The organism is Bryobacter aggregatus MPL3 (assembly GCF_000702445.1).
Taxonomy (GTDB): Bacteria; Acidobacteriota; Terriglobia; order Bryobacterales; family Bryobacteraceae; genus Bryobacter; species Bryobacter aggregatus.
Genome location: NZ_JNIF01000003.1, coordinates 175,513 through 190,769, shown reverse-complemented (window position 1 = coordinate 190,769; position 15,257 = coordinate 175,513). Strand labels below are relative to the sequence as shown.

Genomic DNA, 15,257 nt, shown 5'->3' with positions numbered 1-15,257 from the left:
TTACATGCCCATCCAGGAAGTGATGGTCTTGATCCACTCGTAGGCAAAGGTCTTTCGGCTACGGCGGTCGTGCCACCATCCGTCGACGGAAAAACCGCTATTGCTCGACGCCACTACGGTGACTTCCATCTCCGGAGTGGCCTTGCGAAAGAGATCTCCTGCCCGGCGCGTATGAAAATTCGAAGTCACCAGAAGGTAACTTTTCACGCCCTGCGCGCGGAGTGCGGGTGCAATTATATGGGCTTCATCGGTGGTGGAGTCGACGTTGTTGTGGAGTGGGGTCAGCCATTCCGCCCGGCATCCTCTGCCAGTTGCATACTGCTTGGCCAGGTCAGACTCCCAGAAGCCATAGATCCCTTGGATACCGCTCACCCAAATCCTTTGTGAATAGTTTTGTTCTGCCAACTGGCATGCCGTCAGGATGCGGCTGCCCACTGTATCCCCACCCAGCACAATGATGACATCGGCCTTCTTCGGAGTCTCGGCCTGGACCAGGTATTGAGCCAAACCCGTTAGAATCGGGGCGCGGGCCAGCCACAATACGGCACCCAACACCAAAACGCTGAGCCCGAGTTGAATCTTTCTCAAACGCTTAGCGATCCTCAGGGGTGCGCGTTGGATCCAGATGGCCCACCTCACGCAAGCGCTGGAACATCCGTTCCACTTCAGCCTCGTCCTCAAGGGTCAGAATCGCGTGTTTTTCCACCTCGGCTGTGCTTCCATTGCGCACCACAATGGTGGCCTGCCGTTTTCCTTGCGGCATGCCATCGAGCAGTGCGTGGGGGGCACAATTGCAAACCATTTCTTTGAGCCGGCCAGAACTCTCCAGATCCCCGGCATACAACAAAACGATCTTGCGTCCCGTTTCCACTGTGAGTTTTAGCACCAATGGGGTGAGCCAACCCGTAGTTTCGATCCGGGTGATGGAACTCCACGGAATGACGCGCCGACCGATGGCCAATTCACGATCCGTGATTTCAATGACAGGATGCAAGCTGAGCCAGAACAAAAACAGGGCGCTGGCGAAGAATAAGGCGGCCGGAACGATGGCTGGCGTCCATTGCCAACCCACCCAAGCGGACATCAGGCCCAGCAATACCGCTACAAGCCCCATGTACACAAAATGTTTGGACGGCGCAAAGCGGGTCATCTCAGATTCAGCCTTGCTACCAGCCTAAACCGGCATGCGTCCCCCGTCAATCAGCCAGCCATCGATCGAGGTTTTCCTTTACAAACGCATCGTCGATCAGATGGGGATAGGCGTGGCAAACCCGGTCTAGCTCCTCGGCTTGGCCGGGAGATAGATCTTCGTTTGGATTCAGGCACCAGCGGCCCCGCAGGAGTCCCTGCCGCCGCAAGATTTCATGGATTCCGGCAATGCAGCCGTGAAAATGATTCCGGACGTCAAAGAGGGCTGCGTTCATGTCGGTGACTTGATCCGCTGTCTCGAACCAGCCTCTATCAGCACCCTTGGCGGCATGGATCGAGTGGAGCAACTCGACCGCTTTCCTGGTCCAAACCGACCAGTGGCCGAGCAGACCGCCGACAATCCGATTCGCCCCGAGCAGGTCGAGCACGATATGGTCGTCATTTCCTGTATAGAGTGCCACTTCATGCGCCCTGCCAGATTCGGCTACGCCTCGCACCACATCCAAGGTGGCGTAGCGATTGAACGGCGCAATCTTAATGCCTACAACGTTCTCGATCTGCGCAAATCGGCGCCAGAACTCGACTGGTAACTCAATGCCACCCACTGCTGGCTGGAGATAGAAGCCAAGCACCGGAATCACCTCTGCGACCGCCCGGCAATGTACGATCAACTCCTCGACGCTTGCTCCGCGCATGGCGGCGAGGCTGAGCAGCCCGGCATGATAGCCGAGATCCGCCGCAATCCTTGCTTCCTTGGTGGCCTGTGCCGTCTTGCCGCACACGCCCGCGATCCGGATCATGTCGCCGGCTTCCTGTGCCGCCAGCGCCAGCACGGGCTCAAACAGGCCGATCGACGGCTCACGGATTTCAAACTGTGTCGTATGGACGGCGACTGCGATGCCGCCCGCGCCGGAATCCCGGTAATAGCGAGAGAGAGCCCGTTGGTGACGCTCATCCAGCTTTCTGCCTTCCGTCAAGGCCAGTGGGTGCGCTGGAATGACCACTCCCTGCGCTAATTTCTGCCGCCAACTCTGCTTAGAATTTTCCATCGCGTTTCTCAAACTTAGTGGGGATGCCGAGACGCCGGCCTCCCGATAAAATCCATTCTGCCTGCATGCGAATCATCGCCTCAATGCTGAGTTCCGGTTTCCCGAGGAGTTCATGACAGTGGGAGGCGTTATTGAGCAAGGCGGTTGGCGCCTCCTCCCCCGTAAACCTGACTTCACGGCCAAAGATTTCGCCAAAGCGCTTGGCGATGTCGCGCACGCTCGCCGTTTCTGCGCCCGTTACATTCAGCAGTTTTGCCGGCGAGGAGCAAAGAGCCAGGCTGCGCAGGCAGTAAGAGTTTGCCTCGCCCTGCCAGATCACATTGACATAGCCCGTGGTGAGGTCGACCGGCTCCTGCCGGAAGACCTTGCTGCCGATGTCGAGCAGCACTCCATAGCGCAGATCGATCGCGTAGTTCAGCCGGAAGATCAGGGTCGGCGTTTGGTATTGGGTGGCGAAGTATTCATAGACGCGCTCTCTACCCAAAGCCGATTGCGCATACTCACCCACCGGCCCGGTTGGAGTTTGCTCGGTTGCGCCGCCGGATTGGACGTCGACCAGCGGATACACATTGCCGGTTGAGAAAACAACATTGCGCGACTCACGGTAGCGGTACGCACACATGCCGCTGACCCAGCTATTGGTCGCCCAAGTAAGGTGCTCCTGGCCCAGGGAACCGAACTTACGGCCCACCAGATAGATGAGGTTCGGCGCGTCAGGAAGGGCTTCGATCGCCTTGGGATCCATGAGGTCGGCCTCTACGACTGCAATGCCTTTCCCGAGTTCGCCCTTGTCGCGGCGCAGAACGGCGATCACTCGATGCTTCACCCCAGCCTCTTCGATGGCGCGGTGAATCCGCATGGCCAAGGTGGGTCCCATTTTGCCGCCGGCGCCGAGCAGGACGACGTCTCCGCCCAGTTGGCGGGCGGCTTCAATGTCTGCCGCAGTGGGTGTCGAAAGCTGTGCTTCGAGTTCGATTTCTTCGGGGGTGGAAGTGTCTGGATTCATGGGTCTACTCAGTAGAATATGGTCTACTTTGAATATTGAAATCATAGCGCACTACAATTTGGATTGCCTATGAAACTTCTCCTCGCGCTCCTCTGTCTGACTCTCTCCGCTCAGACGCGATCCAAGGTGATTGTGATCTCCCTGGATGGTTTTCCTGCCTACGCACTGAATGACCCGAAGCTCCCGATCCCTACGTTGCGCAAGCTGATGGCGAATGGGATCAGTGGGCCCATGACTTCGATCAACCCGACTGTCACCTGGCCCAACCACACCACGATGGTGACTGGCGTTAAAGCAGACCAGCACGGCTTGCTGGCCAATGGAACCATTACCAAGACCGGTTCCTGGCCGCCGATCAAGGTGGAGCCGATGATCGACAAGGAGAAGATGGTGCATGTCCCGACGGTCTACGATGCCGCCCACAAGGCCGGTTTGACAACCGCGCAAGTGGATTGGGTGGCGATCCACAACGCGCCCGGGATCACCTGGGCCTTTCGAGAGTGGGCCAGCGCGGACGGACCGCTGGAAAAGGAGATGATTGCGAAGGGTGCGATTCGCGCCGAAGAGTTGCAGGACTTCAGCAAGGCGAATATCCTCTATCGCGACCAGGTCTGGACGAAGGCCGGTGTCTATCTCATCAAGCAACACAAGCCCGATCTTTTACTCTTCCACTTGCTTACGCTCGATTCCATGCACCACCAGTACGGACCCAACACCCTCGGTGGCCGCGGCGCCATTGCTTTTGTCGACAGTTGTGTCGAGAAGCTGGTGCAGGCGGTGCAAGAAGCCGGACTTGCTGATCAGACCACTTTCCTGATCGTTTCCGACCACGGCTTCAAAGCCTACTCGAAACAGATCAAGCCGAACGCAGTGCTGGAGTCTGCTGGCTTGGGGCGCAAAGTCTATGTGCTACCCGAGGGCGGCACCGCTTTCGTCTACTTGGAAGATCCTTCGCAGGTGGCGAAGGTCCGCGAACTGCTGACAGGGTTGGAGGGAATCGACAAAATCTATGGCGTGGAAGATTACTCTGCGCTCGGCTTGCCCACTCCGGACAAAGATCCGCAATTCGGTCATCTGCTCTTATCTGCCAAGACCGGCTATTCCTTCTCGGGGGCAACGGGTGGCCCGGTGACGGCGGCTCCGCTGCAAGTGGGCGGGAGCCATGGCTATATCGCGAGCGATCCGGATATGAATCCAATTTTCATTGCCAGCGGCGCCGGGGTGAAGAAGCGCGGAACGCTGGATCCGGTTTCCAATCTCGACATCGCTGCGACCATCGCACAACTGCTTCGGGTGCCGCTGCCGACTTCGCTCGGGAAAGCGATCCCTCTCCAGTAAAGACAGCAAAGAGGGCGGGTTTGAGAACCCGCCCTGTCAGTTATTGGCATGGAGCGCGGAACTTTACCCCATTGGCTGGGAGATCTCGCGCTGAATTGCCTCGGCTTCGATTTTGGGATTTGCGCTTCGGGTGATCTGGCGTCCAATGACGAGATAGCTGGCGCCGTCGGCCATCGCTTGTTGCGGTGTCGCGACGCGCTTCTGGTCTCCTTGATCCTTGCCTGCGGAGCGGACTCCCGGGGTCACTAAGATTTTGCTGCTCCCTGTTTGTTGCCGTACGGAGCCAACCTCCAACGGCGAACAAACGAAGCCATCTACGCCCGCATCCATGCCGAGCCCGACGCGTTGCTGCACCAGTCCGGCGATGGTGGTTCCGTTCGGGTAGCCCATGTCGGCAAGATCGTTCTCGCCAATGCTGGTCAGCACCGTAACGCCGAGTACCTTCAAGTCTGATCCTGCTTTGCCGGCCACGGCGGCTTCCATAACCTGGCGATGCGCGTGGACCGTCAACAGGTGGACTCCGAGTTCGGCGGCGCGAGCCACGGCTCGCTTGACCGTCTCCGGGATGTCGTGGAACTTGAGGTCCAGAAAAACCTTCTTCTGGCGACCGAGGATCTCCCGGACAATGCTTGTGCCTTCCGCGGCAAAAAGTTCCATACCGACTTTATAGAAGTCGACGCTGTCGCCGAGTTTGTCGATCAGGTCCAGGGCTTGTGCGCTGTTTTCTACGTCGAGCGCGACGATGATCGGATGATGGGGTAACGTTGCCAGAGGGGTGAGTCCTTTCCTGCGAGGCCAATCCAAACGATGGAGGCCTCTCCTCTATTACACAATCCTTCGTTCCCGGATGGCTGCTAATCGGTCTGTTCGTCTTCTTTGAGGTCGTCTTCGTGAATCTCCTCAGCGGCTTGGCTGAAGCGGCGCAGGACCTGGAGCGAGCCGGAAGCGGAATAGCCTGCGGTGCGGAGCCGGCGAAAGGCGGAGGCGAGATTCTTCTGTTCGGCCAGGAATTCGCTCAGGTTTTTGCCACGGAACTTACGTAACAAATAGTCCTCAATGAGTGTCAACTCGTCAGTGCCTGAGTACGTGAGTTCGATCGCTGCTTTGGCCAGACTGGATGGAATCTTTTTCCTGTTGAGATCTCGAAATACTCGTGCTTGTCCGAAGCGTTGATTCTCTTTTCTTGCGCTTGCGTACGCTTCGGCGTAACGTGCGTCGTTGAGAGCTCCATATTCGGTCAATTGTGCGATGACAGGGTCGATGTCAGCGGCGTCGATGGCTTTCAATCGCATCTTTTGACGGAGTTCCCCGCTTGTCATCGCCCGTTGTGCCAGCAGCATCGATGCATAGTGCTGCAGTGCATTTCGATCGAGCTTTTTCGTGGGTTTCTGCATCGGCACGAGTCGAGCTTAGCATGTACACTGAAACCAGCAGTACCTTGGAGGAGACACAAATTATGGACGACAGAAACAACCTGCCTTATTTCTTTTTGGGTGCCGGTGTGGGGTTGGCTCTCGGCCTGCTTTTCGCGCCGAAATCCGGCGAAGAGACACGCGCAATGCTCAAGGGGAAGGCTGAGGACAGCCGTGAATTTGTCAAACGAAAGTCCGGTGAACTCAAGGAACAAGCAAGCGATTTCGTTGAACGTGGTCGCGAAGCAGTTCTTCGGCAACGGGAGCAGGTGAATGCCGCCGTCGAGGCTGGCCGCCAGGCTTACCGGGATGCACACGGCAATTACCCTTCAGAAGCATAAGAAAGATCTTGGATTCCGGCTCCTCAGCCGAAGCTCCTAGGAGAAATCTCGCATGGCGGATTCGCAGTTGTTGATCGTCTTAACTATCTTTGTGGCTCTTTGCGCGTTGTCGCAATTGGGCCAGTTTCTGGCAATCCTTGGCCTTTATAAGAAGGTGAAGGAGATGCAGATGCAGGCCTCCCCGTTCATTCGGAAAGCAGAGGCGGTGATGGAAAAGACGGAATCGACTCTCGAATCCGCCAAGCTCACCCTCGAAGAGGGGCGCCGTCATCTCGGAGAGATCACGACGAAGACGAATTTGATTCTGGATTCCACCAAAGACCAGCTCCACAGAATTGACCAGGCTGTGACTGCCACCGGAGAGCGCGCCAAAGTGCAACTGGAGAAGGTGGAGATGCTGGTGGGGGATACTGTCGATCGGGTCCAGAGCGTGGTGACCGCAACTCATGAGGGGGTTCTCAAGCCGGTGCGGGAGATCAATGCCCTTGCCGCAGGAGTGCGCGGGAGTCTGGGCTTCTTATTTAAGCGCCGCCATCCTTCGTCCTTGCCTGCTACGCAAGACGAGGAGATGTTCATCTGATCGCGCAGTGAGCGAATTGTGATTGATATTCATAGCCATGTCCTCTATGGCATGGATGATGGCTCCCCTGATCTCGATGTGACACTCGAGATGTTGCGAATGGCGGGTCGGCATGGCACCACGGACATCGTAGCGACTCCCCACGCGAACTTGGAATACAAGTTCGACCCAACCACGATCGCCGAGCGTAAGGCTTTGATCGAGCAGCGCAATGACAGTGGGGTGCGCCTGCATACCGGCTGCGATTTCCATCTCCAATTCGAGAATATTGAGGATGCTTTGCAGTATCCCCGCAAGTACACCATCGCAGGTGGGAAGTACATGCTGGTCGAGTTCTCTGACCTGATCATCTTTAAAACCACGGCACAGATCTTTTCGAATCTGATGGCAAAGGGAATGGTTCCGGTGATCACTCATCCGGAGCGCAACACTCTGTTGCAGCAGCGTCTGGAGGAGTTGAAGACCTGGGTTGGGATGGGTTGTGTGATCCAGTTGACGGGGCAAAGTCTGGAAGGCGTCTGGGGAACGAAAGCGCAGAAGTTCAGTGAGACCCTGCTCGATGCCGGTCTGGTTCACGTCATCGCCAGTGATGGTCACGATTTGAAGCGCCGTCCCCCGATTCTGGATACGGCATACCGCTGGATCGAGAAGCGATGGAACACTGAGATGGCGAAATTGCTCTTTGTAGAGAATCCCGGAGCAATCCTACGGAGTGAAGATTTACTGGGCGCCTCGGTAGCCCGTAAAAAGAACTTCTTTTCCTTGTTCGGTTAAGCTTTTACTCTGTTGGAAATCCCCAAAGAATCCGATTCATGAGTTGGGGTGTAGTAATTTGAATTCGATCGTCGAAATCGAGCGGGTCTTCGCCCAGAATGCGATGCAGGCTCGAAGCCGGCTTCGCCAGTGGAAAGACACTGACCCTGCCAATTTTCTGCAGCAAACGATTGAACTTCTCAAACGGGGTGAAGACACCGGTTTCACCCACATGGTGCTCCAGCTTTGCCGCGAAGATCGCTCCAGCTTGCAGGAACTGCTCTTCACCTCCGATTTACTGAGTCTGGATGAATCAGCGCGTCTGGTTCATCTGGTCACAAAGAACGATCCCAACTTTCAAGTCGATCTGGTTGCCTCCGTCAAGGCGGTCCTGGAGAACACGAGCTCGAATCTTCGCAGTGAAGAGCTCACCCGTTTCCTCGAGATTCTCGTTTCCACTGTCGACGCAAAGTGGATGCTTCCTTTTCTGAGTAAGCTTTGTGAGCATTCTGATGAGCGCATTCGTTCGAAGGCAGTCCTTCTTACTGGACGTGTGGCGCGGAGCCTGCCGAGGAATCTCGAGCTGCTCTGCGACCTGGATCCCCGCGTGCGCGCCAATGCGGTGGAATCGCTATGGACACGGAAGGATCTCGAGTCGATCCAGTTCTTCCGGGAGGCTGTGAATGACCCAAACCATCGCGTGAGCGCAAACGCGTTACTTGGGCTCTACTGGGCAGGTGAGATCACGGCGGCGCAGGGGATCGGCCGGATGGCCACTGATCCCGATCCGATGCGGCAACTGGCGGGCTTTTGGCTGATGGGGCAGACACGTGATTCGCGCTACATGAGCACGGTCAAAACCCAACTGACTCGTTGTTCCGGGCAACCGCGGCTGGTCCTGATCGAGGCACAAGAACGGATCCGGAGCCGGCGCGAGGAGATTCTCAGCCGGCCGCCGCTGCAGGTCCAGACTTTGCGGGCAGAGAGAAAAAGCAATGGACGGCTCAGTCTCTCTTGTCTCGTCTTCTCGGACACGGGCCAGCTACTGGCCCCGCAAGACCTGCTCGCCACCAATGTTGTCGTGCATGACGGCGATCTTCGTGTGGATTACTTTCGCTGGACTGCGCACGGCGGGTCCGCTGTGTGGGCGGGATTTCTGATTCCAGCCGAGAGCTGCATACAAGAGAGTTTCGCGCTGCATCTGGCCCGGGCGCTGGCGGTTGCAATGGAAGCGAAGCGTGTTGCGGATGAGTGGGCAATCCAACGCTATCGGCCGCAGGGGGGAGAAGACACAGGCGGGGCAACGGCGAGCCTGGCTGAAAATGTCAAGAAACTCTTCAGTGAATTCCCGGCGACGGCATTCGAGAAGCATTTGGTTGTGATTCTCGGCACGGCACTTGAGCTGAACATGTTGGAAGAGATTCTGCATGCTCCGCATCCGAATCCGGAGCGGGTGGTGGTACACCTGCTCTACTGCGGCATGCTGCCGGATGACGAGCTTGCCCGTTGGGCGCAGATCTGCGCTGCGGGAAACGGGACCTTTCTCCTTTGCCGGGACGTCACACAGCTGCCTGAAACGCTGCGCAGCCTGGTGCTGAGCTTGCAATGCAAATTCAGCCTCACCTACTGTTTGGGAAGACTACTGCCGAGCGTGGATGGTCCGGCGCCGGTTCAGGTGGAGCTGTTTTCAGAACTTGGCTATGGGAAGATCTTCCTGCGTGGCCATGATCTTGCCGGCTAACTGCGTCGGGACGGCTGCCAAGTAAACTAGAGGCGTGAAATGGATCTGGTCCCTTGGCTTGGCACTGCTGACGGCAGGGCAAGCGGGTGAATTACAAAGCGCCAAGTTAATGGAGATCAGCCGGGTTCTCCAGAATGCAGAACTCGATCCGGAGGCTTGTTTCCGGGTTCGCGATTTCACTTATCGCCGCAACGAAATTCGCGTTTATCTCACCGAAGGCGTCATCATGCTACGCAAGCCGGTGAATGGAGTCCGCAGCGGAGCAATCTTTGTTGCCAGTGAGGCACTCGAAGATGCGGAACTCGTCATGCTGCCACCCAATCGGTTGGAGCGCAAATCTCTCGCTTCTTTTACCGGATCTCCCAATCTGAATGAGCACTTCCGTTCCGCTGCCTTCCTCTTTACAGATGGCAGTGGGGAAAAGTGGTTGGAGCAACTGAGCCGGGATGAAACCGCGAAACGCAGTCCTGAGCGCGGTGTGCTCTTGGCCGAGCGTTGGAACGGTGTGATGCGCAACCTCAGCTCCAGCCTGGAGACCCGCCTGATGGAGGACATGATGAACGGGGGCGGGGCAGAGAAGGGCTTCTTCTTTGGAGCCTTCTCCGGCCGGGAATTGGGCAGTTTCGATGTCTACTTTGATCCGCGGAGCCGTGAGGAGTTGTTGGTGGGGCAGTTGGAGAATCTGGCGGGGCGTAGCCGCTATAACTTCTGGGCCCATTTTGAGCCGAAGCGCCGGGAACCACGAAAGCTTCTCGGCCCGCCGGTCACCATCGAAGGCTTTGAAGTCAAAGCGGAAATTGGCGATGACCTGCACTTCCGGGCGCGGGTGCGGATGCGTCTGCGTGTGAATGAGGAAGAGTTGCGAGTCTTGCCGCTCGACGTCTCGCCGAAGCTCCGGATTCTGAGCGCGAAATGGAAAGGAGACCCGGTTGAGGTCTGGCAGAAAGATGCGTTGCGGGCCAATCTGTTGCGCAGCACGGATTCCGAAGTTTTTCTCGTCAGGCCGCCGGAGGTGATGCGCAAAGGGGATATGGGCATTCTCGAGGTGGAAGAAGAGGGCGACATTTTTGTCCAGGCCGGGAACGGGGTTCTGTATCTGGCCACACGTGCGAGCTGGTTTCCTCAGATCCAATTCCAGGCCGCGCCCTTCGAGGCCAGTTTTGAACACACCCGTCAGGCAACGTTGGTTTGTCCGGGGTTGCGAACGGAAGTTGTTGTGCAAGATCGGAAGTTGACCACCTGCAAGGTGGAACAACCGGTGCGGCTCTTTGGCTTCAATATGGGGAATTTTGATTCGAGCCTGGTGAAGCGCGGAGGGCTTGCGGTGGAGGTCTACGCAAACAAAGTCTTAGAGACCGCATTAGAGCGTAGAGCGCCATCCTCAATTCCTCCGCCTTCCGTTCCTGGTCCCAGACGCCGTCAGGAGCAGCCGGTCTTCCTGCCGCCGCTACCTCCTCCTCCCAGCAATCCCGTGGCGAGAATGCCATCGATGGCTGATGAGATCGCTGGCGCGCTCGAGTTTTTCAGTGCCAGTTTTGGTCCGCCGCCTCTGCCGCGAGTGGTCGCTGCCCCGATTCCTGGCGCTTTTGGCCAAGGTTTCCCAGGCTTCCTCTACCTCTCGACCCTTGCCTATCTGGAAGACTCGCAATTGCCAGCAGCGGACCGCGCCGAGTGGCAATCACGCAACTTTCGCGAGATTCTTCAGGCTCACGAAGTTGCACACCAGTGGTGGGGCAATCTCGTCAGTTTCGAGAACTATCGTGACGAGTGGATGAGCGAGGCGTTGGCAAATTATTCCGCGTTGCTCTATCTCGAAAAGCGTAAGGGTGCCAAGGTGGTGGAGGCGTTGCTGAACGATTACAAAAGTCGTTTCCTGATGGAGGATGCGCAGGGAAAGTCGCTTGAGTCGGCTGGCCCGCTTGTGTTCGGAATGCGTCTGCGCCACTCGAATCCGAGAGCCTGGCTGGCGGTCAACTATGAAAAGGGCACCTGGATTTTCCATATGCTGCGAGCTCGTCTGGGCGATGCGGCCTTCCTGCAAATGCTCGGGCACCTCACTCGGGAGTTTGCCGCCAAGCCGATGACTACTGACGACCTCCGCCGGATCGCCGCGCAGCATCTTCCCAAGGATGCGCCCGATAAGGATCTGGAAACCTTCTTCGAGACTTGGGTCTATGGCACCGGAGTGCCTCAACTGACTTTGACGACGGCGGTGAAGGGCGCCGCGCCACGCGCGCGCCTGGAGATCCGCCTGCAACAGTCGAAGGTGCCTGAAGATTTTGCGATCGATGTGCCGGTGGAAATCCTTCTGCCGAAGGGGCAGCGCATGGTGAAGTGGATTCGAACCGGGCCCGACGAGGAGGTGGTGGAAGTCGCCACTGGTGCTGTTCCTTTGAAGGTGGTGCTTGACCCACGGAATGCGACGCTCAAGCGTTAGGCGCGCGCTATTCTTGAGAGTTGATGGAAGCTCCTGAAATTACCGGCCCAAGCGTATCGGTCGTTGTTGTCTCTCAAAATCAGTCTCAACTCCTGAAGCCGACTCTCCAGGCACTTTCTGCCCGGGAGAATCCCAGCCAGAGTGAGGTGATCGTTGTCGATTGCGGGAGCACTGATGGCAGCGCCCGACTGGACGAAGAGTTTGAAGGCATCACCATGATGCGTCTGCCGCGCAATTTCGGTTGGACCAAGGCGGTCAATATTGGAAGCCGGACCGCCAAGGGCGAACGCCTGCTTCTGTTGCCCAATGGATGCGAGATTGCTCCCGATACGATCGACCGCATGGTGGCCGCTCTTGACTCAGACCACAGCGTCGGCGCAGTATCGGTTGCCGGCACCTTCTATGCCCTCCCGAAGCCTGGCGATGTGGCGCTGCGGGAAGTGCCGCCTTCTGCGGCCGAGTACCCTTTCGATCAGCCCGTTCTGTTGCCGCGAGTCACTTTGGTCAGCATGAATTATCTGCCGGACGGATATGGGCAGTACTTCGGGGACGCCGAGCTCTTCTACAAAATGCGCGAGGCCGGCAAACGGGTTCTGGTTCTCGAAGACCTGAGCATCCCCCGGAAGCGGGCGCAACTCGACAGCATCACTGCCGAACTGGCCGAGGCGGATCGATTGAGCGGACTCGGCGCTTTCTATTCAAAAAACTACGGATTCATGGCTGGATTCAGTTTTTGGCTCGGACAGAGCCTCAAAGCGCTCTTCGCTTTCAAGCTGGGGCTTGCGGGAAAACTCTTAGGTGGAACTAAGGTGGATGGTCTCTAAAGCTTAGCCAGGCCTATGCCGATGGTTCCCCTGAGGACCACGATCAATGGACGCAATGCTTTGGATGTTCTTGCCGCTTTTAGTCGCGGCTGGATCCGCGCTTTTGTCTTTCTTCATCATGCAGTCGAAGCTTGAGGTTGCGGTGTCGAAGGAGCGGGAGTCGATGGCTGAGGCTCGCGCGGTGATTTCCACTCACGCCCGCACGATGGAAGAAACCATGCGTGCGACGGAAGAGTCGGCTCGCCGCAAAGCGCTCGACGAATTTCTCGCCGATTTCCGGGTGGAAGAACGCCATTATGTCCGCGAGAGCAAGAGCCTGTTCTTGAACCGCAAGTCGATGGTGCTGCAGGAGCGCCTCTATTTCCGCAACATTCCTCTCAGCAACTGGGTGGAGCATGAAATGGTGATTGAGGACGGCGGCGACATCCAGAAGCTGGCCAAGGCCTGCAGTGTTTTCAGCACACGAAGCGTTTCGAATGAGAGTGCGAACGCTGCTGCGCAACTCGGAACGCAATCCTCATCCATCCAAATGGGCCCGCCACAACTGGCTGGGATGATGTCGAGCGTCGCTCCGGCCAAGTTGCTTGCCATGGACGTTCCAGCACAACGCAAACGCAATCTGGCTGGATGAGCTGCATACGCTAAACTGAAGGCGGTTAGGCAAAGCCGCCTCAAATGTCAGCAGTCGCTACTTACACCTCCCTCGCAGAAGAAATTCTTGCTCTCAAGCGTGAGCGCAAGGCGATCATTCTCGCCCATCATTACCAGGAATCGGAAATTCAGGAACTCGCCGACGTCATCGGTGACAGCCTCGAACTTGCTCGCAAGGCGAAGCAATTCGAGGGCGAAGTCATCGTATTTTGCGGCGTCTGGTTCATGGCGGAAACCGCCAAGCTCCTCAATCCAGACCGTATCGTTGTGGTTCCGGATGCAAAGGCCGGCTGTAGCTTGGTGGACAGTTGTCCCGCCGACCAACTGCGCGCCTTCAAGAAACGTTATCCCGATCATGTCGTGGTCAGCTACATCAACACCTCGGCTGCGGTGAAGGCGGAGAGCGACATCATTTGCACCTCGCGAAACGCGGTGCAGGTGGTGAACTCTATCCCGCTCGACAAGCCAATCCTGTTCTGTCCAGATATCAATCTGGGGAACTATGTGAAGCAGCAGACGGGCCGAGACAATATGAAGATCTGGCCCGGTGCTTGTATTGTCCACGCGACCTTTGCCGCGCGGCGTCTGACCCAGACCCGGATCCAGCATCCTACGGCTCTAGTGGCGGCTCATCCCGAGTGCCCCGCCGAAGTCCTGGCGATGGCAGACTACATCGGCTCCACCTCGGCGATCATTGAGCACTGCGTGAACAGTGATGTGCCCGAGTGGATCATCATGACCGAGAGCGGTGTGCGCCATTCGCTCGAAAAGGGTGCGCCCAATAAGAAGTTTTACTTCGTTGCCAACGAGAATTGCAATTGTAGCGAGTGCCCTTACATGCGCATGAACACGCTTGAGAAGTTGCGGGAATGCCTCGACACGCTTGGGCCGCGCGTGGAACTTCCCGCCGAAATCATGGAACGGGCTCGCTTGCCCATCGAGCGGATGCTCGCACTCTAGGATCGGATTCTCGTGCAATCGCCATTGTTGGATCGATTCGGGCGGCTGCACGACAACCTGCGCATCAGCGTGACGGATCGCTGCAATATCCGTTGTTTCTATTGCATGCCGGAGGAAGGCGGGCAATACGCTCCGAAGCAGGAAATTCTCAGCCTGGACGAGATCGCCCGCTTTGCTGGTGTGGCCGCCGGTCTGGGGATCCGCAAAGTCCGCATTACGGGCGGGGAGCCCCTGGTGCGCAAGGATCTGGCAAAGCTCATTGAGAAGGTGATCGCGATTCCGGGCATCGAAGACGTTGCTCTCACCACCAATGCGCTGCTTCTGGGAGCACAGGCGAAAGATCTCTATGATGCTGGTTTGCGCCGGCTGAATATCCACCTGGATACTCTCGATCGTGAGCGCTTCCGCACCATTACCCGGCGGGATGAGTTGCCTCGTGTCCTTGAGAGTATCGAGATCGCCCAGTCCCTCGGCTTCGGGCCTATCAAGCTGAATGCGGTCGCCGTGAAGGGCCTGAATGAAGATGACATCCTTCCGATGGCGCATTATGGGCGCGAACGTGGAATTGAAGTTCGCTTCATTGAGTTCATGCCGCTCGATCACCAGGGACTTTGGGATCAAACCCAAGTCCTGAGTATGGATCAAATGCTCGAACGGCTCAGGGCGGAGTTCGGCCCGATGCATGCGATGCCGGACCAGGACGAGCGCGCTCCGGCAACCGAGTTCCGCTATGGTGATGGCAAGGGCAGCATCGGTTTTATTGCAAGTGTCAGCAAACCCTTCTGTCTAAATTGCAATCGTATCCGGCTCACTGCGGATGGCAAGCTCCGCTATTGTCTCTTCGCTGTGGAAGAGATGGATGTCCGGGCCCTGCTCCGCGCAGGGGACGATGCGGGAATCGAAACAGCAATCCGCGAAAATCTGATGCGCAAATGGATTGGCCATGAAATCGGCACCAAGAATTTCGTGCCCCCGCCTCGTCCGATGTACGCGATCGGTGGCTAGGTCTGGAGACC

At 57.3% G+C, this 15,257-nt stretch carries 16 protein-coding genes; 10 read left to right on the top strand and 6 right to left on the bottom strand.

Translation table 11 applies throughout. From position 1 onward, the window contains the following. The 4 genes from M017_RS0101270 to M017_RS0101255 are packed head-to-tail and all read right to left on the bottom strand — an operon-like array spanning position 1 to position 3,204. Positions 1-588 carry a YdcF family protein gene (locus M017_RS0101270; RefSeq protein WP_162179801.1) on the bottom strand — a complete coding sequence of 196 codons (588 nt, stop codon included), beginning with the start codon at positions 586-588 and terminating at the stop codon, positions 1-3. Between the two features lie 4 nt (positions 589-592). Further along, the gene (locus tag M017_RS0101265; protein WP_031495165.1) at positions 593-1,150 is read right to left on the bottom strand and encodes a DUF3093 family protein; all 558 of its coding nucleotides are present in this window, start codon (positions 1,148-1,150) and stop codon (positions 593-595) included. 46 nt (positions 1,151-1,196) lie between these two features. Then, positions 1,197-2,198 carry a dihydrodipicolinate synthase family protein gene (locus tag M017_RS0101260; protein WP_031495164.1) on the bottom strand — a complete coding sequence of 334 codons (1,002 nt, stop codon included), beginning with the start codon at positions 2,196-2,198 and terminating at the stop codon, positions 1,197-1,199. After that, positions 2,185-3,204 (bottom strand): NAD-dependent epimerase/dehydratase family protein, encoded by a 1,020-nt coding sequence (locus M017_RS0101255; protein ID WP_031495163.1) that lies wholly within the window; start codon positions 3,202-3,204, stop codon positions 2,185-2,187. The genes M017_RS0101260 and M017_RS0101255 overlap by 14 nt, the downstream gene beginning before the upstream one ends. A 69-nt stretch (positions 3,205-3,273) precedes the next feature. Between M017_RS0101255 and M017_RS0101250 the strand changes: the two genes are divergently transcribed. After that, positions 3,274-4,542: an alkaline phosphatase family protein gene (locus M017_RS0101250; RefSeq protein ID WP_031495160.1), complete on the top strand. Its 1,269-nt coding sequence runs from the start codon at positions 3,274-3,276 to the stop codon at positions 4,540-4,542. A 63-nt stretch (positions 4,543-4,605) separates the two neighbouring features. Here M017_RS0101250 and pyrF read toward each other — a convergent pair whose 3' ends face one another. Then, positions 4,606-5,346 (bottom strand): orotidine-5'-phosphate decarboxylase, encoded by a 741-nt coding sequence (pyrF, locus tag M017_RS0101245; protein WP_238325775.1) that lies wholly within the window; start codon positions 5,344-5,346, stop codon positions 4,606-4,608. A gap of 50 nt (positions 5,347-5,396) precedes the next feature. Next, the gene (locus M017_RS0101240) at positions 5,397-5,936 is read right to left on the bottom strand and encodes a regulatory protein RecX (RefSeq protein ID WP_031495157.1); all 540 of its coding nucleotides are present in this window, start codon (positions 5,934-5,936) and stop codon (positions 5,397-5,399) included. 20 nt (positions 5,937-5,956) lie between these two features. On the opposite strand from M017_RS0101240, the gene M017_RS0101235 reads away from it, so the two are divergent. Genes M017_RS0101235 through moaA form a run of 9 tightly spaced genes read left to right on the top strand, consistent with a single transcriptional unit; the run spans position 5,957 to position 15,246 of the window. Continuing rightward, positions 5,957-6,295 (top strand): YtxH domain-containing protein, encoded by a 339-nt coding sequence (locus M017_RS0101235; RefSeq protein ID WP_238325774.1) that lies wholly within the window; start codon positions 5,957-5,959, stop codon positions 6,293-6,295. 52 nt (positions 6,296-6,347) lie between these two features. Beyond that, on the top strand, positions 6,348-6,875 hold the full coding sequence (locus M017_RS0101230) for a hypothetical protein (RefSeq protein ID WP_031495154.1): 528 nt from the start codon (positions 6,348-6,350) through the stop codon (positions 6,873-6,875). An 18-nt stretch (positions 6,876-6,893) separates the two neighbouring features. Next, positions 6,894-7,649, top strand: a complete 756-nt coding sequence (locus tag M017_RS0101225) for a tyrosine-protein phosphatase (protein ID WP_051669408.1) — start codon at positions 6,894-6,896, stop codon at positions 7,647-7,649. A 58-nt stretch (positions 7,650-7,707) separates the two neighbouring features. After that, positions 7,708-9,369, top strand: coding sequence for a HEAT repeat domain-containing protein (locus M017_RS0101220; protein WP_031495151.1), 1,662 nt, complete (start codon positions 7,708-7,710; stop codon positions 9,367-9,369). 34 nt (positions 9,370-9,403) lie between these two features. Then, positions 9,404-11,806 carry a M1 family metallopeptidase gene (locus M017_RS0101215; protein WP_155121157.1) on the top strand — a complete coding sequence of 801 codons (2,403 nt, stop codon included), beginning with the start codon at positions 9,404-9,406 and terminating at the stop codon, positions 11,804-11,806. A gap of 23 nt (positions 11,807-11,829) precedes the next feature. Then, positions 11,830-12,630, top strand: a complete 801-nt coding sequence (locus M017_RS0101210) for a glycosyltransferase (RefSeq protein WP_031495147.1) — start codon at positions 11,830-11,832, stop codon at positions 12,628-12,630. A gap of 46 nt (positions 12,631-12,676) precedes the next feature. Next, entirely contained in the window at positions 12,677-13,261 is a 585-nt protein-coding gene (locus M017_RS0101205; RefSeq protein ID WP_031495145.1) for a hypothetical protein, read from the top strand. A 44-nt stretch (positions 13,262-13,305) separates the two neighbouring features. Further along, positions 13,306-14,241, top strand: coding sequence for a quinolinate synthase NadA (nadA, locus tag M017_RS0101200; protein ID WP_031495144.1), 936 nt, complete (start codon positions 13,306-13,308; stop codon positions 14,239-14,241). Positions 14,242-14,253: 12 nt separating this feature from the next. Continuing rightward, entirely contained in the window at positions 14,254-15,246 is a 993-nt protein-coding gene (gene moaA / locus M017_RS0101195; RefSeq protein ID WP_238325773.1) for a GTP 3',8-cyclase MoaA, read from the top strand. Positions 15,247-15,257: the final 11 nt, after the last annotated feature.

Coding starts and splice junctions, on each gene's coding strand:
- M017_RS0101235 (WP_238325774.1), top strand. CDS start 5,957: ATGTACACTGAAACCAGCAGTACCTTGGAGGAGACACAAATTATGGAC.
- M017_RS0101205 (WP_031495145.1), top strand. CDS start 12,677: ATGGACGCAATGCTTTGGATGTTCTTGCCGCTTTTAGTCGCGGCTGGA.
- M017_RS0101260 (WP_031495164.1), bottom strand. CDS start 2,198: ATGGAAAATTCTAAGCAGAGTTGGCGGCAGAAATTAGCGCAGGGAGTG.
- M017_RS0101255 (WP_031495163.1), bottom strand. CDS start 3,204: ATGAATCCAGACACTTCCACCCCCGAAGAAATCGAACTCGAAGCACAG.
- nadA (WP_031495144.1), top strand. CDS start 13,306: ATGTCAGCAGTCGCTACTTACACCTCCCTCGCAGAAGAAATTCTTGCT.
- M017_RS0101250 (WP_031495160.1), top strand. CDS start 3,274: ATGAAACTTCTCCTCGCGCTCCTCTGTCTGACTCTCTCCGCTCAGACG.
- M017_RS0101230 (WP_031495154.1), top strand. CDS start 6,348: ATGGCGGATTCGCAGTTGTTGATCGTCTTAACTATCTTTGTGGCTCTT.
- M017_RS0101240 (WP_031495157.1), bottom strand. CDS start 5,936: ATGCAGAAACCCACGAAAAAGCTCGATCGAAATGCACTGCAGCACTAT.
- M017_RS0101210 (WP_031495147.1), top strand. CDS start 11,830: ATGGAAGCTCCTGAAATTACCGGCCCAAGCGTATCGGTCGTTGTTGTC.
- M017_RS0101265 (WP_031495165.1), bottom strand. CDS start 1,150: ATGACCCGCTTTGCGCCGTCCAAACATTTTGTGTACATGGGGCTTGTA.